General features: G+C 58.2%; 18 protein-coding genes. 6 read left to right on the top strand and 12 right to left on the bottom strand.

Going from position 1 to position 20,674, the window contains the following annotated elements; all coding sequences use genetic code 11:
- The first annotated feature begins 177 nt into the window (after positions 1-177).
- Positions 178-2,427: an autotransporter outer membrane beta-barrel domain-containing protein gene (locus ACWGZX_RS30325; RefSeq protein ID WP_452626697.1), complete on the top strand. Its 2,250-nt coding sequence runs from the start codon at positions 178-180 to the stop codon at positions 2,425-2,427.
- A gap of 74 nt (positions 2,428-2,501) precedes the next feature.
- Here ACWGZX_RS30325 and ACWGZX_RS30320 read toward each other — a convergent pair whose 3' ends face one another.
- From ACWGZX_RS30320 to ACWGZX_RS30300, 5 genes are all read right to left on the bottom strand, one after another.
- Positions 2,502-3,002 (bottom strand): hypothetical protein, encoded by a 501-nt coding sequence (locus tag ACWGZX_RS30320; protein ID WP_452626696.1) that lies wholly within the window; start codon positions 3,000-3,002, stop codon positions 2,502-2,504.
- A gap of 287 nt (positions 3,003-3,289) precedes the next feature.
- A complete protein-coding gene (locus ACWGZX_RS30315; RefSeq protein ID WP_452626695.1) occupies positions 3,290-4,159 on the bottom strand; it encodes a hypothetical protein in 870 nt (289 codons plus the stop codon).
- A gap of 138 nt (positions 4,160-4,297) precedes the next feature.
- Positions 4,298-4,936 carry a DUF1345 domain-containing protein gene (locus tag ACWGZX_RS30310; protein WP_452626694.1) on the bottom strand — a complete coding sequence of 213 codons (639 nt, stop codon included), beginning with the start codon at positions 4,934-4,936 and terminating at the stop codon, positions 4,298-4,300.
- 207 nt (positions 4,937-5,143) lie between these two features.
- A complete protein-coding gene (locus ACWGZX_RS30305; RefSeq protein WP_452626693.1) occupies positions 5,144-8,242 on the bottom strand; it encodes a multidrug efflux RND transporter permease subunit in 3,099 nt (1,032 codons plus the stop codon).
- A 15-nt stretch (positions 8,243-8,257) separates the two neighbouring features.
- Positions 8,258-9,415 (bottom strand): efflux RND transporter periplasmic adaptor subunit, encoded by a 1,158-nt coding sequence (locus ACWGZX_RS30300; protein ID WP_452626692.1) that lies wholly within the window; start codon positions 9,413-9,415, stop codon positions 8,258-8,260.
- A gap of 305 nt (positions 9,416-9,720) precedes the next feature.
- On the opposite strand from ACWGZX_RS30300, the gene ACWGZX_RS30295 reads away from it, so the two are divergent.
- Together ACWGZX_RS30295 and ACWGZX_RS30290 are read left to right on the top strand one after the other, a co-directional pair.
- A complete protein-coding gene (locus ACWGZX_RS30295) occupies positions 9,721-10,422 on the top strand; it encodes a response regulator (protein WP_452626691.1) in 702 nt (233 codons plus the stop codon).
- Between the two features lie 4 nt (positions 10,423-10,426).
- A complete protein-coding gene (locus ACWGZX_RS30290) occupies positions 10,427-11,728 on the top strand; it encodes an ATP-binding protein (RefSeq protein WP_452626690.1) in 1,302 nt (433 codons plus the stop codon).
- 159 nt (positions 11,729-11,887) lie between these two features.
- Here ACWGZX_RS30290 and ACWGZX_RS30285 read toward each other — a convergent pair whose 3' ends face one another.
- The 3 genes from ACWGZX_RS30285 to ACWGZX_RS30275 are packed head-to-tail and all read right to left on the bottom strand — an operon-like array spanning position 11,888 to position 13,746.
- Positions 11,888-12,655: an anti-sigma factor family protein gene (locus ACWGZX_RS30285; protein ID WP_452626689.1), complete on the bottom strand. Its 768-nt coding sequence runs from the start codon at positions 12,653-12,655 to the stop codon at positions 11,888-11,890.
- Positions 12,652-13,149: an RNA polymerase sigma factor gene (locus tag ACWGZX_RS30280; protein ID WP_223513891.1), complete on the bottom strand. Its 498-nt coding sequence runs from the start codon at positions 13,147-13,149 to the stop codon at positions 12,652-12,654. Before ACWGZX_RS30280 ends, ACWGZX_RS30285 begins: the two co-directional genes overlap by 4 nt.
- Before the next feature lie 54 nt (positions 13,150-13,203).
- Complete coding sequence (locus tag ACWGZX_RS30275; protein ID WP_452626688.1) at positions 13,204-13,746, bottom strand: tetratricopeptide repeat protein; 543 nt, start codon at positions 13,744-13,746, stop codon at positions 13,204-13,206.
- 396 nt (positions 13,747-14,142) lie between these two features.
- Here ACWGZX_RS30275 and ACWGZX_RS30270 point away from each other — a divergent pair, with 396 nt between their 5' ends.
- Both ACWGZX_RS30270 and nudC read left to right on the top strand, forming a co-directional pair.
- Positions 14,143-14,955 (top strand): crotonase/enoyl-CoA hydratase family protein, encoded by an 813-nt coding sequence (locus ACWGZX_RS30270; RefSeq protein WP_452626687.1) that lies wholly within the window; start codon positions 14,143-14,145, stop codon positions 14,953-14,955.
- A 6-nt stretch (positions 14,956-14,961) separates the two neighbouring features.
- A complete protein-coding gene (gene nudC / locus ACWGZX_RS30265; protein ID WP_452626686.1) occupies positions 14,962-15,792 on the top strand; it encodes an NAD(+) diphosphatase in 831 nt (276 codons plus the stop codon).
- Here the strand turns inward: nudC and ACWGZX_RS30260 are convergent.
- The 3 genes from ACWGZX_RS30260 to ACWGZX_RS30250 all read right to left on the bottom strand — a co-directional run bounded on the left by ACWGZX_RS30260 (position 15,760) and on the right by ACWGZX_RS30250 (position 17,887).
- Positions 15,760-16,539, bottom strand: a complete 780-nt coding sequence (locus ACWGZX_RS30260; protein ID WP_223513583.1) for a TSUP family transporter — start codon at positions 16,537-16,539, stop codon at positions 15,760-15,762. The genes nudC and ACWGZX_RS30260 overlap by 33 nt on opposite strands.
- 251 nt (positions 16,540-16,790) lie before the next feature.
- Complete coding sequence (locus tag ACWGZX_RS30255; protein ID WP_452626685.1) at positions 16,791-17,267, bottom strand: nuclear transport factor 2 family protein; 477 nt, start codon at positions 17,265-17,267, stop codon at positions 16,791-16,793.
- A gap of 56 nt (positions 17,268-17,323) precedes the next feature.
- Positions 17,324-17,887: a TetR/AcrR family transcriptional regulator gene (locus ACWGZX_RS30250; protein ID WP_452626684.1), complete on the bottom strand. Its 564-nt coding sequence runs from the start codon at positions 17,885-17,887 to the stop codon at positions 17,324-17,326.
- Positions 17,888-18,117: 230 nt separating this feature from the next.
- Here ACWGZX_RS30250 and pssA point away from each other — a divergent pair, with 230 nt between their 5' ends.
- Positions 18,118-19,461, top strand: a complete 1,344-nt coding sequence (gene pssA / locus ACWGZX_RS30245; protein ID WP_452626683.1) for a CDP-diacylglycerol--serine O-phosphatidyltransferase — start codon at positions 18,118-18,120, stop codon at positions 19,459-19,461.
- Here the strand turns inward: pssA and ACWGZX_RS30240 are convergent.
- On the bottom strand, positions 19,418-20,635 hold the full coding sequence (locus tag ACWGZX_RS30240; RefSeq protein ID WP_452626682.1) for an MFS transporter: 1,218 nt from the start codon (positions 20,633-20,635) through the stop codon (positions 19,418-19,420). The genes pssA and ACWGZX_RS30240 overlap by 44 nt on opposite strands.
- Positions 20,636-20,674: the final 39 nt, after the last annotated feature.

Here is a 20,674-nt window from a genome sequence, read left to right as displayed (position 1 = left end):
TGCACCGTAATACTCATCTGTACTTAGCCTACATATGGAGCGATTTTACCTGCGTAAAAAAAGGATTAATCCTACAGAACTTTGTGCAGCGTCCAGATAGCCTAGCGACCCTCAAAAAGCAGGCTTGCTCGTGTTCGAGTGCGCCAGCCAAGTGCTATATCAAGGTAGGTGTGAATTATGCGAGGCAAATCTTCATTCATTTTCAAGCAACCGTCGCGGCGAGTATTACTGTGCCCTTCGTTATTGGCACTATTTACTTCGTTTTCAACGGCGGCGCCTGTCGTTGGAGGAAATGAAACAGTCAATGGCGGCACACCGGAAACCTGGTCCCTGAGCCAAAATGCCACGCTGACGGTCAATGCCAAAACATTAAGTATCACTTCTAATAATTCAACACTTAACGTAAATCCCGGCGGTGTCACGCAACAGATTTCTGCCAATAATGGTTCAAACGTCAACTTGAAAGGCGCGACGGTAACGGGTGTTGGCGGTCTTGCCGCAGTGCTGTTGAGCAATAGTAATGCTGTAATCGACAACAGCACGATTACCGGTAATCGACTCGGGTTGCAGGTCGTTCGAAACTCCGCCACTCAGACAGGCTCAACCGCTGTAGTGACCGGCAACAGCATCATCAGTGGTGTGTTGGGCGGTACATTGGTCAGTGCTTACAGCGCGCTGGATGTCACCGATTCCACTCTTCAAGGAACCGGCGCTACCAGCTATGGGTTGCAGTTGCAGAGTGGGCACGCAAACGCTACTAACAGCACCATTGTCGGAGGGCAAAATGGTGTGCTCATCCGACTTGACCCGAACGAAGTACAACCCGCGGTGCTTAACCTCGCCAACACGACTGTGCAGGGTACAAGCGGCCCGGCAATCCTTGTGGATTTCGCTAATGCCTCTACATCCACGGCGGCCATCACACTGAGTAACTCACGGTTAATCGCAGGAAACGACACGTTGCTTGATGTAAGAGGCGGTGCCAACACGACGATGGTGGTCAATGGCAGCACCTTGTCGGGAAATATAGTTAGTGACCAGAACAGTACGACTCGTCTGACGCTGCAAAACGATTCGGTGTTAACCGGTCGACTGGAAAACGTGAACAGCGCAACCATCAATGACAGTTCTAAATGGGTGCTGGTGGACAACAGCCAGGTTGAAAATCTGATTCTCAATAATGGCGGTTCTGTTGTTTTCGGTGCTGATAACGCGTTCTACCAATTGAATGTCACCAACCTCTCGGGCGATGGCCGGTTTGTGATGGGTACAGACTTCGCCACCGGGCAGACTGATCGGCTGGTTGTTTCGGGAAACGCCAGTGGGAACCATGAGTTGCTGATTTCCAGCAGCGGTGTGGACCCAGCGGCTGGCCAGCCTATTCGTGTGGTCGAAACCGCCGGTGGTGATGCCCGATTCTCTTTGTTCAATGGTGCGGTCGACCTGGGGGCCTTTTCCTATGGGCTGGCGAAAAGTGGTAATGACTGGATCCTCGATCCGACTACCCGGACGGTCAGCCCGGGCGCGCGCTCGGTGCTCGCACTCTTCAATACCGCCTCAACGGTTTGGTTAGGCGAGCTGACATCTTTACGCTCCCGCATGGGGGAACTTCGATACAGAAGTGGTAGCGCGGGCGCTTGGGGTCGTACGTATGGCAACAAGTACAATATCGCCGATGGCTCGGGTGTCGGTTATCAGCAAACCCAGCAAGGTTTCACATTGGGCGTAGACGCACCGTTACCCATCGGGGACGGTCATTGGCTGATAGGCGTGATGGCGGGGCAAAGCAAATCCGACCTGAACCTGGACGCCGGCACCTCGGGAGATGTGCAGAGCTACTACCTGGGTACCTATTTGACCTGGATTGATCCAGAAACCGGTCTCTATTTCGACGGTGTCCTCAAGGTCAATCGTTTTCGCAATGAAGCGAAAGTCAGTTTGAGCGATGGCACCCGTGCCAAAGGCGACTATGACAATACGGGGCTGGGTGGTTCGGTGGAGGTCGGGAAACATATAACCTTCGCCAACGGAAACTTCCTTGAACCCTTCACCCAATGGTCTGCGGTGGTCATTGAAGGCAAGAACTATTCCCTGGATAACGATTTACAGGCCGAAGGTGATCGTACCCGTTCCTTTATCGGTAAGGTCGGCGTGACCGCTGGGCGAAATATCGAGTTGAAGAATGGCGCTATGATTCAGCCCTACCTGCGGGCAGCATGGGCTCACGAGTTTTCGAAAAACAATGAGGTCCAGGTTAACAACAACGTGTTTAATAATGATTTGTCCGGTTCTCGTGCCGAGCTAGGTACAGGGGTTGCTGTGGCTGTGACAAAAAAATTACATATGCATGCTGACTTCGACTACAGCAACGGTAAAAATTTCGAGCAGCCTTTCGGGGTCAACGTTGGTGTTCGATATGAGTTTTAAATAATCCAGTTTGCTGATGAATTAAAAAAGGAAGCTTCGGCTTCCTTTTCTATTATCCTGGTTATTTGAAAAGTCTACGCAGCGACGGATCGTGTGCGAGAACGACTGGGCATTGCAGTATTCTTGTAAGCTGAAAACGTCATGTCTAATGTTAGTGTTTTGTGCACGTCATCGTCGTGGTTTTCAACAACAACGCTTGTTAGCTTTCCGGAAAAAACACCGGTGGTGACATCGTAGGCCAATTCGGCCTTCCCCCCTCTTTGGGTGTAAATAACCGGTTTGACCGGGTCGCTGAAGTCAGCAAAAGTGATGCGGACAATGTGTGTGTCGGGTGTCACGTCATAGGTGCCATTGGGCTGCGTCTTGGAAAAAGACAGCATGATTTCCTTTGTCGTGTGAGGGGGGAGAGTGGTGCGTTGCCGGGCAAGCATGACGTAAGCGGCATTATGAAGAGGTGGGTAGGTGTACTCGTATAGCGTAACCAGGCCTGCTTCATACACGTCACTAGTGTTAATCGTTCCGACACAGGTCCCGGCCATTACTGCCTGCCTGGTTGCTGGTGTATTCATCTTCATTTATGCGTTCTCCACAGTCATGACAATAGATATCCCGCTATTAAAGGCAGATTCCGGGATAGCGTATGAAAGCGCTTATTGGACGCCGCTGTAAACTGTCAAACATGACAGTTTACAGCGGCGTGCTAGTGTGTTTTTTATTGCAGTTTAAATAGCGGCATAACACTTTTATTAGCCGGCCCATACACTTAGCCACGCAGAACATGCCAGGAGTAACCCCATGGACCGATTGAGATTTCGACACCAAGCCAGCTGCGGGTCTACCAAGGGATGGCACTGATGGATAGTTAAACAAGCCAACGAAACGTGCCTTCTTTCACGGAAACCTTTTTATCGGGATCGCCTACGCCTTCGGCGTCGAACGAAAGACGGCCTTCAAGGTGCGTGACGGTAGGGTCGGATGCGAGGTAAAGCTCCCCACTGATCGCTGTAAAAACCTCGGGAGACTGATTGGGTGTGACGTAAGCGGCGCGGATAAGTGCTTTGTCCTCGGCGAAACTGTACCGCCCTGCTTTTACGCCGTCCTTGATGAAGAGGGTGATACGGTGCTGCCTGGTTGGGAGCGGTTCCCAAACGAAATGATCCGCAGTGAGTGCCAGCTCTTGATCGACTTGATTGACATTCATTGCGTCAGACACGAATTCCTGGCTGATACCACCTGCCAGGGTTGCGGTGAGTTGACCTTGTTTAGTCCGTGGGGGGAGATGTTTAGCATTCGTGATGCCGGTCAAGTCAAAGTTCGCATCGGTGATAGTGATGTTTTCACTTCCGAAACTCGCTGTGCAGTCGAAGCTGCCTTTCATTCTTTGCTCGACAGCATAATATTCCACCGTGCCCCCCCCTTTGATTGAGGTATACGGTGAACTCCCTCCGTTTTCGTAGCGCCAATACCTTGCCTTGGTCTCGTAGGGTTCCTCGAATTTGAAAGAGCGGGGTTGACCGTCTCCGGGAATGTCGCCTGGCAAATACAGATCAATACCCTTGAACTCGGTCGGCTGGGAACCAAGCCGCTGAGTGGCCCCCAAGTACCAAAGGCCTTTGTCTTTGTACAACTGCATTTCTAGTGGGGCACCCACGAAATCACCATCGACGTCACTTTTGGCTGTAAACGTGCCGGTTGTAGAATGTTTTGATGCATCAAGTTTTGTAGAAGGCATGATGTTGCTCCTTGGCCATGTAACCGGCAGGAAAAGGTTTCCTGCCTGCCCAAAACTAAGCCAGGCGCAATCGTAGCGAAACTGTCAAAGATGACAGGTATAAAGGAATGGTCTGCTATCGCGCTTCGAAATCAATCATCAGAAAAGCCCCGCAGCGATGTTGATCGAAAACCCGAGAATCGCTGTATTGAACACAAAGCCGATCAGCGACTGCGCCAGCACAATTTTGCGCATCTCCCGCGTTGCCACGCTGACATCCGAGGTCTGCACCGCGACGCCGATGGTGAACGAGAAGTACAGGAAGTCCCAGTAATCAGGGTTATCCAGCCCCTCCGCAAAGCGTAACGCCAAGTCTTTGCCATCCCATGTGTAAAACAAACGGGCGTAGTGCACGCTGAAAATCACCCCGATCAGCAGCCACGAGCCGATGACGCTTAGCGCAGTAAAGCCGTAATGCAGCCATTTGCGGGTGGCGTCCAGGTCTGTGCTGCCAGCCAGTTCGTAGGTGATGGTGGCAAGGCTGGCAAGCGCTGCGATGCACACCACAAACAGGACCAGCCCGGCGTTTTCGTCTTCGATCTCGGCGATGCGCTTCACGTCTGGCGCCTTGGCGCGGACTGCGAGCCACAGCATCAGGATCAAATAAGTCCAGACCCCGACATTCCAGCCGACGAGAATTTTACCAACGACCGTATCGGCAGGAACCAGAATGACTGTCGCAACTCCCAAGGCGGTGGCGGCAGACAGGCGAGGGTGGGTGCGGGCGAGGAAGGGCATGGAGGCTCGATGCGTCAGGGCTTTGCAAATACCTTAGCCCAGTGCAGTCGGTTGTGACCACAAAGGTCAGTGCAACATGACCCCATGTGGGAGCGAGCCTGCTCGCGATGAGGCCATCAGACATCACAATGATGTTGACTGAAAGACCGCTATCGTCGGAACGCCGCCCGGAGCCGGCTCGCTCCCACAGTTAGTCCGTGTTGTGGGTTAGTGATCTTTGTGGCGCTTGCGCACCAACTTCATCACCACCACAAAAAACACCGGCACAAACACCACCGCCAGCGTCGCCGTGATCATCCCGCCAATCACCCCCGTACCAATCGCTTGCTGACTCGCCGAGCTGGCCCCGGTGGCAATTGCCAATGGCACCACGCCGAGGATAAACGCCAGCGACGTCATCACAATCGGCCGCAGTCGCAAGCGCGCGGCTTGCAGTGTTGCATCGATCAGATCATGACCTTCGTCGTACAGGCTCTTGGCGAATTCAATGATCAGGATCGCGTTCTTCGCCGACAGGCCGATGATGGTGATCAGCCCGACCTTGAAGAACACGTCGTTGGGCATCCCGCGTAAGGTCACGGCCAACACCGCGCCGAGCACACCCAGCGGCACCACCAACAGCACCGAGGTCGGAATCGACCAGCTCTCATACAAAGCCGCCAGGCACAGGAACACGATAAGCAGCGACAGGCCGAGCAGAATCGGCGCCTGACTGCCGGACAAGCGTTCCTGCAACGACAACCCCGTCCATTCCTGACCCAATCCCGCCGGGCCAAGCGCAACCAGCCGCTCGATTTCCGCCATGGCTTCGCCGGTGCTGTGGCCCGGTGACGGTTCTCCGGAAATGGCGATGGCCGGGTAGCCGTTGTAGCGGGTCAGTTGCGCTGGACCTTGGGTCCATTTGGCCTGGACGAAAGCCGACAAAGGCACCATTTTTCCGGCGTTGTTGCGCACGTGCATCTTCAGCAGGTCAGCCACCTGGCTACGCTGATCGCCTTCGGCCTGCACCACCACCCGCTGCATGCGGCCCTGATTGGGGAAGTCGTTGATGTAGGCCGAACCGACGGTAGTGGACAGCACGTTACCGATGTCGGCAAACGAAACGCCCAGCGCATTGGCTTGCTTGCGGTCGACTTCCAGTTGCACTTGCGGCGCTTCGGCCAGGGCGCTTTCGCGCACGTTCATCAGGATCGGGCTTTTCTCGGCTGCGGCGAGCAGTTCACTGCGTGCCTGCATCAGCGTGGCATGACCGAGGCCGCCACGGTCCTGCAAGCGGAACTCGAACCCGCTGGAAGTGCCGAGGCCGTCAACCGGCGGTGGCAGAACGGAAAAAACCACGGCGTCCTTGATTTGACTCAGCGCGCCGTTGGCCCGGTCGGCAATCGAACTCGCTGAATCGTCACTGTCGCGTTCAGACCAGTCCTTGAGTGTGGCAAAAGCCAGCGCGGCGTTCTGCCCGCTGCCCGAAAAGCTGAAGCCAAGAATGATGGTGCTGTCGCCAATGCCCGGTTCCGTGGCGTTGTGCGCTTCAATCTGCTCTACCACCTGCACCGTCCGATTCTTGCTTGCACCGGGTGGCAGTTGAATGTCGGTGATGGTGTAACCCTGGTCCTCGACCGGCAGGAATGAAGAGGGCAGGCGACTGAAACACACCGCCAGACCGATCAGCAGCACGCCATAGATCAACAAGAAACGCCCGCTGCGTTTCAGTGCGTAGGCAACCCAACCTTGATAGCGTTCGGTCACGCGGTCAAAACCCCGATTGAACCAGCCAAAGAACCCGGACTTTTCGTGATGTTCATCCTTGGCAAGCGGCTTCAGCAGCGTCGCGCACAACGCCGGAGTCAACGTCAGCGCCAGGAACGCCGAGAACAGGATCGAAGTGGCCATGGACAACGAGAACTGCCGGTAAATCACCCCGACAGAACCTTGCATGAACGCCATCGGAATAAACACCGCCACCAGTACCAGCGTGATGCCGATGATCGCTCCGGTGATCTGCTTCATGGCCTTGCGCGTCGCCTCCTTGGGCGACAAGCCTTCGGTGGCCATGATGCGCTCGACGTTCTCCACTACCACAATGGCGTCGTCCACCAGAATACCGATGGCCAACACCATGCCGAACATGGTCAGCACGTTGATCGAGAACCCCAGCGCCAACATGGTCGCGAACGTACCCATCAGCGCCACCGGCACCACAAGCGTCGGGATCAGCGTATAGCGGATGTTTTGCAAGAACAGAAACATCACCGCAAACACCAACAGCATCGCCTCGCCAAGGGTGTAAACCACTTTGGTGATCGAGACTTTGACGAAGGGTGAGGTGTCGTAAGGGATCTTGTATTCCACGCCGGCCGGGAAGTAGCGCGACAGTTCGTCCATCTTCGCGCGCACCAACGTGGCGGTGCTCAGGGCATTGGCACCCGGCGCCAGTTGCACGCTGACGGCGGTCGACGGCTTGCCGTTCAGGCGGGTGGAAAAGTTGTATTCCTGGCTGCCGATCTCGACCCGCGCGACATCGCCGATGCGTACGGTAGAACCGTTGGGGTTGGCCTTGAGGACGATGTCGGCAAATTCTTGCGGCGTCGACAACTGGCCCTTCACCAATATGGTCGCGGTGATTTCCTGTGTGGTGCGGGTCGGCAGGTCGCCGATGCTACCGGCGGACACCTGGGCGTTCTGCGCGACAATGGCGGCATTGACATCCGCTGGGGTCAGGTTGAAACCGATCAGCTTCTGCGGATCGATCCAGATGCGCATGGCCCGTTCGGCGCCATACAACTGCGCCTTGCCGACGCCGTCCAGGCGCTTGATTTCGTTCATCACGTTGCGCGCCAGGTAATCGCTGAGCGCCACGTCGTCGAGCTTGCCGTCGCTGGAGGTGAGGGTGACCAGCAGCAGGAAACCGGCGGAGACTTTTTCTACTTGCAGGCCTTGCTGAATGACCGCTTGCGGCAGCCGCGATTCCACTACCTTGAGGCGGTTTTGCACATCGACCTGAGCCATTTCCGGGTCGGTGCCCGGTTGAAAGGTCGCTTTGATCGTAGCGCTGCCGAGGCTGCTCTGGGATTCGAAATACAGCAAATGATCGGCGCCGTTGAGTTCTTCCTCGATCAGGCTGACCACGCTCTCGTCCACGGTCTGCGCCGAAGCGCCAGGGTACACGGCGTAAATTTCGATTTGCGGCGGCGCGACGTCGGGGTACTGCGCCACCGGCAACTGCGGAATGGCCAGTGCGCCGGCCAGCAGGATGAACAAGGCAACCACCCAGGCAAATACCGGGCGATCAATAAAGAACTGCGGCATAAAAAAGCGTCCTGCTTACTGACCAGAAACCTGGGCAAGTGGAAGAGGGGTACTGTCGATCTGGACCTGCTCACCGGGGCGCGCGTGTTGCAGGCCTTCGATGACAATGCGGTCGCCAGGCTTGAGACCGCCGGTGACGATCCAGCGATCGTCCTGCACCGCGCCCAGTTCAACCGGTTGCAAGCCAACGCGCTCTTCGGCGTCGAGCAGCAACACTTGCGCAATACCGGCACTGTCACGCTGGATCGCCCGTTGCGGCACGCTGATGCCTTGCTGGTTCACCGCTTGTTCCAAACGTACACGCACGAAACTACCGGGTAGCAAGTCGAGGTCCGGGTTGGGGAACTCGCTACGCAGGATGATCTGGCCAGTGCCGGGGTCCACGGTAATGTCGGTGAACAGCAGCTTGCCCGGTAGCGGGTAGAGGCTGCCGTCGTCCTGAATCAACGTGGCTTTGGCTTGACCCTGACCGACTTGTTGCAACTGGCCGGAGCGGAAGGCCCTGCGCAGGTCGTTGAGTTCGCGGGTCGACTGGGTCAGGTCGGCATGAATGGGGTTGAGTTGCTGAATCAGCGCCAGAGGCGTGGTTTCGTTCTGCCCGACCAGCGCGCCTTCGGTGACTAGCGCGCGGCCGATGCGACCGGAAATCGGTGCGGTGACCGTGGCGTAACCGAGGTTGAGTTTCGCCCGCTCCACGGCCGCTTTGTTGGCGGCGACATCCGCTGCGGTTTGCCGCACGTTGGCACGGGCGTTGTCGTAATCCTGGCCGCTGATGGCATTGCCTTCGATCAACTGGGCATAACGCTGCTCTTGCAGACGGGCCTGGAACGCATTGGCCTCGGCTTTGCGCAACGCGGCTTCGGCGCTGTCCAGGTCAGCCTTGAACGGGGCCGGATCGATACGGAACAGCACGTCGCCTTTTTTCACATCGCTGCCTTCATTGAAGGTGCGTTGCAACACGACGCCGGCGACACGGGCGCGGACTTCGGCCATCCGCGGCGCAGCAATCCGCCCGCTCAATTCGCTGGTGATCGACAGCGGTCGGGCTTCGATGGTTTCGATACGCACGGTGGCCAGCGGTGCCTGTTCTTCGGCGTTGGAGGACTTGTCACAGGCGCTAAGCGTCAGCGCCAGTGCAAGCAGGCCGAACGCGGCAAGCAGATTCTTTGACATGGAAATACCCCAATATTGACCCCCCGCATCCTACGGGGAGCCGACGAGGGTAGCGGTGAAGCTTTGTTGGTGCTGTGTGAAATTGTGTAAGGGTTTTGCTCAGGCGGGGGTGAGGGCGTATATCCTTCGCAGCTTGAAACTTTTTGCGACGGTCAGGCCGCTTTCGCCGGCAAGCCGGTCTCGCTCCCACAGGTGATTGGGGCTGTTCACAGAATCTGTGTTCACACCAAATCCCTTGTGGGAGCGAGACCGGCTTGCCGGCGAAAGCGGACTATCAGTCGCCACTGCACTTTCTGGAAACACCCATGCCCAACATCCTCTTGGTCGAAGACGACACCGCGCTCTCCGAACTGATCGCCAGCTACCTGGAACGCAACGGCTATTCAGTCAGCGTGATCAGCCGTGGCGACCACGTGCGTGAGCGCGCGCGGGTCAATCCCCCGGACCTGGTGATCCTCGACCTGATGCTGCCGGGCCTCGACGGTCTGCAAGTCTGCCGCTTGCTGCGCGCAGATTCGGCCACGCTGCCGATCCTGATGCTCACCGCCCGCGACGACAGCCACGATCAAGTCCTGGGCCTGGAAATGGGCGCCGACGATTACGTCACCAAGCCCTGCGAGCCCCGTGTTTTGCTGGCCCGCGTACGCACACTATTGCGCCGCAGCAGTCTTGGCGAGCCGCAAGCCGTCAACGACCGTATCCTCATGGGCAACCTGTGCATCGACCTGTCCGAGCGCACCGTGACGTGGCGCGAGCAACTGGTCGAGCTGTCCAGCGGCGAGTACAACCTTTTAGTGGTACTGGCCCGACATGCCGGCGAAGTGCTGAGCCGCGACCAGATCCTGCAACGCCTGCGCGGCATCGAATTCAACGGTACCGACCGCTCGGTGGACGTGGCGATTTCCAAGTTGCGACGCAAATTCGACGACAACGCGGGCGAGGCGCGCAAGATCAAAACCGTGTGGGGCAAGGGTTACCTGTTCAGCCGTTCAGAGTGGGAATGCTGAGACGATGTTCAGGATTCTGTTTCGCCTGTACCTGGTGACCATCGTTTCGTTCAGCGCGGCGATTTACCTGGTGCCAGACTTGGTGGTCAAGGTCTTCCATGAGCGCTTCGTCACCTACAACCTCGACTATTCGCGCGGCTTGCAAACCCTCATCGTCAAACAATTCCACGCCGTGCCCGAAGCTCAATGGCCGGCAATGGCGGTCGAGATGGACAAGGATTTCGCCCCGCTACACATCGTGTTGACGCGCAATGATGATCCCGATTTCACCCTGTTCGAGCGCGAAAGCCTGCAGCGAGGCGAGAACGTGGTGCGCATCGGCGACTGGGGCTGGCGCACTTTGGCCGTGGCGCCGCTGAACGAGCAATTGGTCGTACAAATGGTTGTGCCGCCGGACCCAATGGACGTCAGCCTGTTGTACTGGAGCATCAACGTGCTGATCGGTGCGACCATGCTCGCGTGCCTGCTGCTGTGGCTGCGTCCGCACTGGCGCGATCTGGAACGCCTCAAACGCACCGCCGAACGCTTCGGCAAAGGCCTCTTGAGCGAGCGCACGCAGATTTCCCGACACTCCAACATCGGCAGCCTGGCCAATGTCTTTGACACCATGGCCGGTGACATCGAAAACCTGCTCAACCAGCAGCGCGACTTGCTCAACGCGGTATCCCACGAACTGCGCACGCCGCTGACCCGTCTGGATTTCGGCCTGGCCCTGGCGCTGTCCGACGATTTGCCCGCGGCCAGTCGCGAGCGCTTGCAAGCGTTGGTCGCGCACATCCGCGAACTCGATGAGTTGGTCCTGGAGTTGCTGTCCTACAGCCGCTTGCAAAACCCGGCACAGTTGCCGGAGCAGGTTGAAGTGTCGCTGGATGAGTTTATCGACAGCATCCTGGGGAGCGTTGATGAAGAACTGGAGTCGCCGCACGTCGTGATGGACGTGCGGCTTCACGGCCAACTCGAACGCTTCACGCTTGACCCGCGCCTGACCGCCCGCGCCATTCAGAACCTGCTGCGCAATGCCATGCGCTATTGCGAAAAGCGCATTCAGATTAGTGTGCAAGTGTGCGCGAAGGGCTGTGAGATTTGGGTGGATGACGATGGGATCGGTATTCCGGATGACGAGCGGGAGCGGATTTTCGAACCGTTTTATCGGCTGGATCGCAGTCGGGATCGGGCGACGGGTGGTTTTGGCCTGGGACTGGCGATCAGCCGTCGGGCGCTGGAAGCGCAAGGTGGCACACTGACAGTCGAACCGTCGCCGCTAGGCGGCGCGCGGTTCCGTTTGTGGTTACCCACTCAACCCTGACGCTTTCTTTGTAGCAGCTGCCGAGCCTGCGAGGCTGCGTTCGAGGACACAGTCCTCGTAAAATCAGGCAACCGGTTATTTCAGAAAAACCACACAACCCCGATTCGCGAGGACTACGTCCTCGAACGCAGCCTCGCGGGCTCGGCAGCTGCTACAGAACTATGTGCCAAGCCGGGTTCGCAACACTTTGGCCATGTCTTCGAGCTCCGATGCCGGGTTGTGTCCGATCAGCATCCAGGCGTGTTCCATGTCTGCCCAGTACACGACGTTCATGCCATGCCGGCGTTCACGGGCGAAGTGTCGACTGCCGCTGTTGGAACGGGTCGCGCACAGCGCAATCGGGCCATGCACCGGGTCCAGGTAGGTAATCTGCGCAATGGGCACACCCTCGTATTCAAGGATTTGCGCGCGCCGGAATTCGGACCGTGGCAGGACCAGTTTTGCCGGCGACAGGTTCAGGCCCAGGCGCGTATCGATGACTTGCAGTTGCGCCCTTTGCGTGGATTCATCACTGGGCAGATGCTCCAGGGTTTCTGGTACGTAGAGTGACATGTAATCCGCCACCAGCCCGCGCCAATTGGGCTTTTGCTGGCTCGATTGCCAACTGAGGAACAAACGGTCCGCCACCACGCTGCCGACCACCAGACTGGCCGCGGCCGCGAGAAACCAGCGGCGATTCATCGACGGGCGCTCAGGGGACGGTAATCTGTCGAGCATGAACTGCAATCGGTCCAGGGGCGCCTGTTGGCCCATTTCGGCATAAGCCTCCTTGAACGGCAGGCTGCTGCGGGCCAGCCATTGCAGGCGCAGGTTGAGCGTCGAGTCTTCGGCGAGGGCCGTGTCGATGCGAGTGCGTTGTTCGACATCGAGTTGGTCGTCGAGATAGGCCACGAGTTGCTCGTCTGAGGGTGTGGCGCGATCGTTCATCGACGTTCTCCCGTGAAAGGGTTCGGTACGGCATGCAGCGGTGGATATTCGGCCAGTTTTACCCGTGCAGCGGCCAGCCGGCTCATGACCGTGCCAATAGGCACTTGCAGCACCTCGGCGACTTCGCGGTACGACAAACCTTCGACGTACGCCAGGTACACCGTTTCGCGTTGGGTTTCGGGCAACGCGTCCACTCGCCGGATCACTTGAGCCGCGCGCACATGGGTTTGCGCCGCGTGCTCGCCGTCAAACGACAACTGGCTTTCGGCATCCACCAATCCCTGACCCTGGCGTACCCTTCGGGAGCGCACTTCGTTGAGCCAGATCGAATGCAGAATGCTCAGCAGCCAGCGGTCCATGCGCGTCTCGGGGTCAAACTGCCCGGCACGCTCAAGCGCCCGCACGCAGGTCGACTGCACCAAGTCTTCGGCCACATGCCGTTGCCGGGACAACAACAAGCCATAGCGCCACAAACGCGCTAAATGCTGGCCCAGTTCGGCCTTGATTGTTTGATCGCTGGCGATGGCGACCTCCGTCTGTACCAGGTGTCAGGTTTTCGATGAATCGTTAATGGCTTCGGCCAGGTCCTGGTATTCATCACAGGTGCTGCCGCAGATCGATTTGATGTGCTGCAACTGTTCTTGAGCCAGGTCCAGCCGTCCTTTGATCACATACGCTTCGCCGAGGTATTCGCGCACTTGCGCATACCGCGGATCGAGTTTGACCGATTGCAGGTAGTAACCGATGCCTTCGTCGGTGCGCCCCAGTTTACGCGTGGCGTAACCGCGATAGTTCAAGGCTTTGGCAGTATTCGGTTCTTTTAGCGTATCGAGCAGGGCCAAGGCTTCTTCGTAACGACCGTCCTTGGCCAGACGATAGGCATAATTGGTGCGGTCGTCATCCGGCACCAGACTGCTGGTTTGTTTGAGGCATTTTTGCGATCTGGAGTCGAAGACCTGGCCTTTAGGGCAGTTGGGTTTGGCGGGCGCGTCATCGTCGCCATGGGCCACGGCCAGCGAACTGGTCAGCGCAGCCGTCAGACAACCGGCAAGCAGCAGCGGGGCGGTGAAAACAGCAAAGCGCACGTTCATGGGCAAGGCTCCAAGGGTTACGGGTTTCGGTTAAAACCACGATCGTTTTGGGTCATGTAATAAGAACACCGCAGTGAGAACAATTATTCATTTCTATCTGGCGATTTTTGCAAGGAAAACGCAAACCTTGGCGCTGTGTTCGACAGCATTACTACCGCAGTGCCTTCGTTGGCGTTTGTGGGGGGGAAGGGCCGTTAAATCAGCGGTGTGGCCTTCGCGAGCAGGCTCGCTCCCACACAAATCCCCTGTGGGAGCGAGCCTGCTCGCGAAAGGGCCGGCCCAGACACCACAAAACCCTGCCGAGTCCCGCTTTTGGCCGAACCACTGCCTTACTCACCCCACCCATGCCTTGTTATAGTCCGGGCCTCATTTTTTGCCCGGTAAAAGGATCACTGCATGTCTCAGTACACTGCGTTCACCGTCGAACTCGCCGACAACATCGCCCATGTGCAGATCAACCGCCCGGAAAAGATCAACTCGATGAACGCCGCGTTCTGGAGCGAGATCATCGAGATTTTCCAGTGGATCGACGACACCGACGAAGTTCGCGTGGTGGTCCTCAGCGGCGCCGGCAAGCATTTCTCCTCCGGCATCGACCTGATGATGCTGGCCGGCGTAGCCAATGAACTGGGCAAGGATGTCGGCCGCAACGCGCGCCTGCTGCGCCGCAAGATCCTCGCCCTGCAAGCCTCCTTCAACGCTGTCGATAATTGCCGAAAACCGGTGCTGGCCGCAATTCAGGGCTATTGCCTGGGTGGCGCGATTGACCTGATCGCCGCGTGTGACATGCGTTACGCCGCCGAAGACGCGCAATTTTCCATCAAGGAAATCGACATCGGCATGGCGGCCGACGTCGGTACGTTGCAACGCTTGCCGCGCATCATCGGTGACGGCATGCTGCGTGAACTGGCTTACACTGGTCGCACCTTTGGCGCCGACGAAGCGCGCAACATCGGCCTGGTCAATCGCGTCTACAGCGACAGCGCCAGCCTGCTGGATGGCGTCATGAGCATTGCCTGGCAAATCGCCAGCAAGTCACCGATTGCGGTCACCGGTACCAAGGAGATGATCAGTTACATGCGCGACCATCGCATCGACGACGGCCTCGAATACGTCGCCACCTGGAACGCTGCCATGCTGCAATCCACTGACTTGCGCGTGGCCATGGCTGCCCATATGAGCAAACAGAAGCCCGAATTTCTGGATTGATTAAAAATGACTTCACGCTGGACCACCGCAGTACTGGACACCGATCAACCCGGCGGCTGGGCCGTGGCCCGCAGCCCGGAAGGCTTCCTGTTCGATGACAATGGCGCACTGTTTCCGCGCGAATGGCTCAAGCGTCAGGACCTTTCGATTCTCGCCGAGCATGGCATTGGCCATCTGGACGGAGAGGCGGTCTATCTGCTGGAACTGCGCAGTTCCAGCGACGTTGCGGGTTGCAATTGGAAAGGTCTGCGGGCGTTCATGCTTGAAGGCGATCACACGGTGTACAAGGTGCTTGGCTACGCCGCACAGATTGGCACCTGGTACCGTGAGCATCGCTTTTGTGGCAACTGCGGTCAGGCGGCAATGCAAGTTCCGCGTGAGCGGGCGATGTACTGCGAACCGTGTGATTTGCGCTATTACCCGCGCATTTCGCCGAGCATGATCGTGCTGGTGACCCGTGGTGATGAAGTGTTGCTGGCCCGTTCGCCGCGTTTCGTCAGTGGGGTCTACAGCACGCTGGCCGGGTTTGCCGAGCCGGGTGAGTCGGCCGAGGACTGCCTGATTCGCGAGGTTCGCGAGGAAGTGCAGATCGAGGTCAAGAACATCCAGTATCTGGGCAGCCAGTGCTGGCCGTTCCCGCATTCGATGATGCTGGGTTTCCATGCCGAGTACGCCGGTGGCGAGATTGTCTGTCAGGAAGACGAAATCGAAGACGCCCAGTGGTTCAACGTTCACGCGCTGCCGCCGTTGCCGGCGTCGCGCTCGATTGCCCGTTACCTGATTGATGTCTATGTGGCGCGGCGCTTAGGCCACGCTGAACCAGTGCTGCCAGGCTAAGCGCACGGTCAAGCCCAACACCACGGTGATGAACACCGGTCGAATGAACTTCGCGCCGCCACTGATGGCGGTGCGAGCCCCGAAGAACGCACCGACCATCACCGACAGGCCCATGCTCAGGCCGATGATCCAGTCCACCTGCCCGGAAAACACAAATACCGACAGCGCCGCAATGTTGCTGACGAAGTTCATGCTGCGCGCCACGCCGCTGGCCTTCACCAGATCGATGGGGTACATCAGCAGGCTGCTGACGGTCCAGAACGCACCCGTGCCGGGACCGGCCACGCCGTCGTAGAAACCGAGGCTGAAACCTTGGGTCGATTGCCACTTTTTCTTGATCGGTGCATCGCTGTCCAGCGGTGCCTTGGGTGTGCCGCCGAATAACAGATACACGCCGCAGGCGAAGACGATCACCGGGAGCATTTTGTTCAGCCACTCGGCCGGCAAGTAATGCGCGACCACGGCACCGGTTAATGCGCCGATCAGTGTGCCGACGATGGCGTGCACCCACTGCCGGGGATGGAATAGCTTGCGACGGTAGAAGGTAAAACTGGCGGTGGCCGAGCCGAAGGTCGAACTCAACTTGTTGGTACCCAGCACCAGATGCGGCGGCAGGCCGGCGGTCAGCAGTGCCGGGGTGGTCAGCAGACCGCCACCCCCGGCAATCGCGTCGATGAAACCGGCAATAAAGGCAACAACGGCCAAAATGGCCAAAGTGGTGAGGTCAACGCTGAGTTCGAAAGGCATGGAATCGGCTTATTCGGCGGGGTGCAGGAAAGGGCTGCGGGGAAGGGCCGGTATCTTACCTAGATCCGACTTCTGCGGCGACCCGTCTGGATCCCACATTGGATCTATGCCTCACCCGAATCCCTGTAGGAGCCGGCGGTGCGGCGATCCGACTTGCCCGCGATAGCGGTAACACATTCAACACTTCAGTTACTTGTGACATCGCTATCGCGGGCAAGTCGGATCGCCGCACCGCCGGCTCCTACAGGGTGCTATAGGCCGAGGTCAGACAGCCCTGGGTGATCATCCGGCCGGCGCCCCAGCGGCCAGTGGTATTTGCGCTCGCTTTCCTTGATCGGCAGGTCGTTGATGCTGGCAAACCGATTGGCCATCAGTCCGTTCTCGTCGAACTCCCAGTTTTCGTTGCCGTAGGAACGGAACCAGTTGCCCGAGTCGTCGTGCCATTCATAGGCATAACGCACGGCGATGCGGTTGCCGGTGAAGGCCCAGAGTTCCTTGATCAAGCGATAATCCAGTTCCTTGGCCCATTTGCGGGTCAGGAAACCTTTGGCTCCTTCACGGTTGTTGGCGAACTCGGCGCGGTTACGCCATTTGGTGTCCAGGGTGTAAGCCAGCGACACGCGTACCGGGTCGCGAGAGTTCCAGCCGTCTTCGGCCAAGCGAACTTTTTCGATGGCCGATTCACGGGTGAAGGGCGGTAATGGAGGACGAACTTCAGCGTTAGACATGTATAGTCTCCCAGTAAAATTAAAGTTCAAACACGTTGTCGGGCTTATATGAAGTGTTACAAGTCCAATAACTTTCGTGCCATGCATTGCGCATTATCGGCAGCACTGTGATCACCCATGACAAGCGCCACGGTAATGGCACCGTCGATCAGGATCAGCAGCTGTTTGGCCAACATGTCCGGGTCGGTAGCGCCATGTTCGGTGCAGAGCTCGCGCACGTAGTCGAGCAGCTTTTGTTTGTGCTCTTTGGCGACTAGGCGAACCGGGTCTTGCGGGTCGCCGGTTTCGCCGCTGGTGTTAATGAAGGCGCAACCGCGGAAGCCTTCCGAGGTGAACCAGCCCTTGAGCACGGTAAACAGGTTGAGCAGCCGGTCGGCGGGTGTTTCAGCCTGATCGACGGCGTTCTTGTACCAGTGCATCCAGCGCACATCGCGGCGTTGCAGGGCCGCGACGGTCAGTTCTTCCTTGTTGGCGAAGTAGCGGTAAATACTTTTTCTGGAGACGCCAGCGGTTTTCACCAGAAGGTCCATGCCGGTGGCCGCGATGCCACTTTTGTAGATCAACTTTTCGGTGACATCCAGAATGATGTCGCGTGTGTCGTTGCTGGTTAATTCGTTCATGTTGCGAACAGTAGAACGATCGTTCTCCATGGTCAACCTGAATTTTTAGTCGCCAGTTATGGCCCCTTCGCGGGCAAGTCGAATCGTCGCACCGCCACTCCTACAGGGGATCGCATTTCAAATGTGGGAGCGAGCCTGCTCGCGAAGGGGCCCTGAACAACACCGGAAGACCCGAACCGATCCATGGTGTAAGCTCATGAATTCTCCGGATTCGACCCACTGCGAGCCCTATGCCGTCGCTTTTCAAACGCTCTCTGCTGCCCAAACTGCGCAGTTTTCCGCTGACCGCCGATGCCGTCACCATCCTTTCCGGCGCTGCCGAGTTTCGTCGTTGCCTGCTGGAGAAAATCGCCCAGGCCACGCACCGTATCTATATCGTCGCGCTGTATCTGCAACAGGATGAGGCCGGCCAGGAAATTCTCGATGCCTTGCACGCCGCCAAACTCGCGCGTCCGGAACTGGACGTAGTCGTGGTGGTGGACTGGCTGCGCGCCCAGCGCGGCTTGATTGGTGCCGGCAAGCAACCGGGCAACTCGGCGTGGTATCAGGAAGCGACCCGCACCCACGCAAGTGAAGTGCCGGTGTATGGCGTGCCGGTGCAGACGCGCGAACTGTTCGGCGTGCTGCATTTGAAGGGCTTCGTGATCGATGATTGCGTGATTTACAGCGGTGCGAGCCTGAACAACGTTTATCTTCACAAGTTCGATAAATACCGATTCGACCGATATCACGTACTGCAGAACCAGGCGCTGGCCAATTCGATGCAGCATCTGATCCAGCACGGCTTCATTGCGTCCAAGGCCGTGCACCGTCTCGATTTGCCGAACCTGCCGACCACCCGTAGCCTGCGCCACGACATCGGCGACTTGCGTAGCCGACTCAAGCACGCGACGTACGACACCACGGCGGGCACCACGCTGAAGGGCGGTTTGTCGGTTAGCCCGTTGCTTGGAGTTGGCAAGAACAATCCATTGAATCGGGTGATTTGCGAGTTGATCGCCAGTGCCCAGCACCAACTGACCATCTGCACGCCGTACTTCAACCTGCCGTTGGCGGTGACCCGGGAAATCAACCGGGCGCTGGGTCGGGGCGTGAAGGTCGACATTGTGGTTGGCGACAAGACCGCCAACGACTTCTACATTCCGCCGAGCGAGCCGTTCAAGGTGATCGCAGCGCTGCCGTATCTGTACGAGATCAGCCTGCGACGCTTTGCCAAAAAGCATCAGCACAGCATCGACAGCGGCAAACTGAACCTGCATTTGTGGCGTGATGGCGACAACACCTATCACCTCAAAGGCATGTGGATCGACCAGCGTTATACCTTGCTGACCGGCAACAACCTCAACCCGCGGGCCTTCCGTCTTGATTTGGAAAACGCGCTGCTGATCGATGACCCGAAGGGCGAATTGCTTGAGCCACGCGAGGCCGAACTGGTCGAAATTTTCCAGAACACCAGCCGCATCGAGCGTTACCAAGACCTCGAAACGCTGCTGGACTACCCGCCGGCCGTGGCCAAGTTCCTTACGCGCGTCAGTCGGGTGCGGATTGAGCGTTTGCTCTATCGGATTCTGTAACGCTTAACGCTGCCGGGGGCTTTGGCCACAGGGCCACCAATAGCAGCAGCGCGGCGGCCACCAGGTAGGGCAGGCGTGGTTCGAGGTCATAGATCAACGTGGCCGCCAACGGCCCGATGACCACGCCAAACCCTTGCGCCGCGCCAATGGAGCCTGCGGTCGCGCCTTGCTCCGAGGCGTCCACGGCATTCGCTGCCAGTGCGGCGAATGACGGAAAAACCAGCCCCATCCCGCCCGCCGAAACGAAAAAGCACAGCCACAACCCCCACGCGGTATTCGCAAGGATGCTGCCAGCAAATCCCAGGGACGCCACCAGCGCACCGGCGCGGATCAACCGAAGCGGCGGCCATTCGAGACGGCGCACCAGCAATTGCGCAAAGATCAATGCAAAACCGACCATGGTCAGCGCAATGCCCGCCGTTTGCGCGGCGTCGGCCGGGCTCATGCCGAGCCGGTCCAGGGCGAAGAAACCGACGGTGATCTGCGCGATCGACACACACAGCATCGCCACAAATGCGACCGCCATAGGCCGGCGCAGGCGTGGGTCGTTCAGGCGCACCTTGCGCGGTGCTTGCCGCAGGTGCAGTTCCTGACCCTTGAGTTTGAAGCGCAACACCAGAAAGGCCAACAACGGCAGGACGGCCATGGCATAGAACGGCAGGCTCAAACTGAAACGCGACAGCAACGCGGCGATGGCCGGCCCGATCACCAGGCCGCAGGCGTTGGCGGCGCCCAAAGCCGCCATGGCCTTGGCACGGTGTTGCGGTTCGATGTTGTCAGCAATCAATGCGTTGCCACCTACCGGGATCGCTGCGTAGAACACGCCGATCAATCCGCGCCCGATCATCAAGCCGATAAACCCCAGCAGTGCCGACGGCAGTAAGCGCAAGGACGCGTCGATGAACAGGCACAAGGCCCAATAGGCGAGGGTGAAGCCAGCTGTGGCGATCAATAGAATACGTCGCCGACCATAGCGGTCACTGGCCTGGCCCCAAGGGCGGGCGAGCAGCATCCAGATCACCCCGGACACCGTCACCGCCGCACCGGCCTGCCAGGTGGCAAGGCCTAGTACCCGGGCAATCGGGCCGATCAGCGAGACGAACGCCATCATCGACATGGAGCAGGCCATGTTGGCGACCATTAAGGGGCGCAGGTCGAAGGCGGGGGTAGTCATGGGTGAGTCTTCCGTGAGCTTTTATAGTTTGCGGGGGAT

The sequence above is a fragment of the Pseudomonas sp. CLCA07 genome, from assembly GCF_053615335.1.
This window is presented reverse-complemented; position numbering and strand designations above follow the sequence as displayed.

Excerpts from the sequence above, each read along its gene's own strand:
- ACWGZX_RS30320 (WP_452626696.1), bottom strand. The coding sequence starts at position 3,002 with ATGAAGATGAATACACCAGCAACCAGGCAGGCAGTAATGGCCGGGACC.
- ACWGZX_RS30325 (WP_452626697.1), top strand. The coding sequence starts at position 178 with ATGCGAGGCAAATCTTCATTCATTTTCAAGCAACCGTCGCGGCGAGTA.
- pssA (WP_452626683.1), top strand. The coding sequence starts at position 18,118 with ATGCCGTCGCTTTTCAAACGCTCTCTGCTGCCCAAACTGCGCAGTTTT.
- ACWGZX_RS30315 (WP_452626695.1), bottom strand. The coding sequence starts at position 4,159 with ATGCCTTCTACAAAACTTGATGCATCAAAACATTCTACAACCGGCACG.
- ACWGZX_RS30270 (WP_452626687.1), top strand. The coding sequence starts at position 14,143 with ATGTCTCAGTACACTGCGTTCACCGTCGAACTCGCCGACAACATCGCC.
- nudC (WP_452626686.1), top strand. The coding sequence starts at position 14,962 with ATGACTTCACGCTGGACCACCGCAGTACTGGACACCGATCAACCCGGC.
- ACWGZX_RS30255 (WP_452626685.1), bottom strand. The coding sequence starts at position 17,267 with ATGTCTAACGCTGAAGTTCGTCCTCCATTACCGCCCTTCACCCGTGAA.
- ACWGZX_RS30290 (WP_452626690.1), top strand. The coding sequence starts at position 10,427 with ATGTTCAGGATTCTGTTTCGCCTGTACCTGGTGACCATCGTTTCGTTC.
- ACWGZX_RS30305 (WP_452626693.1), bottom strand. The coding sequence starts at position 8,242 with ATGCCGCAGTTCTTTATTGATCGCCCGGTATTTGCCTGGGTGGTTGCC.
- ACWGZX_RS30275 (WP_452626688.1), bottom strand. The coding sequence starts at position 13,746 with ATGAACGTGCGCTTTGCTGTTTTCACCGCCCCGCTGCTGCTTGCCGGT.
- ACWGZX_RS30240 (WP_452626682.1), bottom strand. The coding sequence starts at position 20,635 with ATGACTACCCCCGCCTTCGACCTGCGCCCCTTAATGGTCGCCAACATG.
- ACWGZX_RS30250 (WP_452626684.1), bottom strand. The coding sequence starts at position 17,887 with ATGAACGAATTAACCAGCAACGACACACGCGACATCATTCTGGATGTC.
- ACWGZX_RS30285 (WP_452626689.1), bottom strand. The coding sequence starts at position 12,655 with ATGAACGATCGCGCCACACCCTCAGACGAGCAACTCGTGGCCTATCTC.
- ACWGZX_RS30260 (WP_223513583.1), bottom strand. The coding sequence starts at position 16,539 with ATGCCTTTCGAACTCAGCGTTGACCTCACCACTTTGGCCATTTTGGCC.
- ACWGZX_RS30300 (WP_452626692.1), bottom strand. The coding sequence starts at position 9,415 with ATGTCAAAGAATCTGCTTGCCGCGTTCGGCCTGCTTGCACTGGCGCTG.
- ACWGZX_RS30295 (WP_452626691.1), top strand. The coding sequence starts at position 9,721 with ATGCCCAACATCCTCTTGGTCGAAGACGACACCGCGCTCTCCGAACTG.
- ACWGZX_RS30310 (WP_452626694.1), bottom strand. The coding sequence starts at position 4,936 with ATGCCCTTCCTCGCCCGCACCCACCCTCGCCTGTCTGCCGCCACCGCC.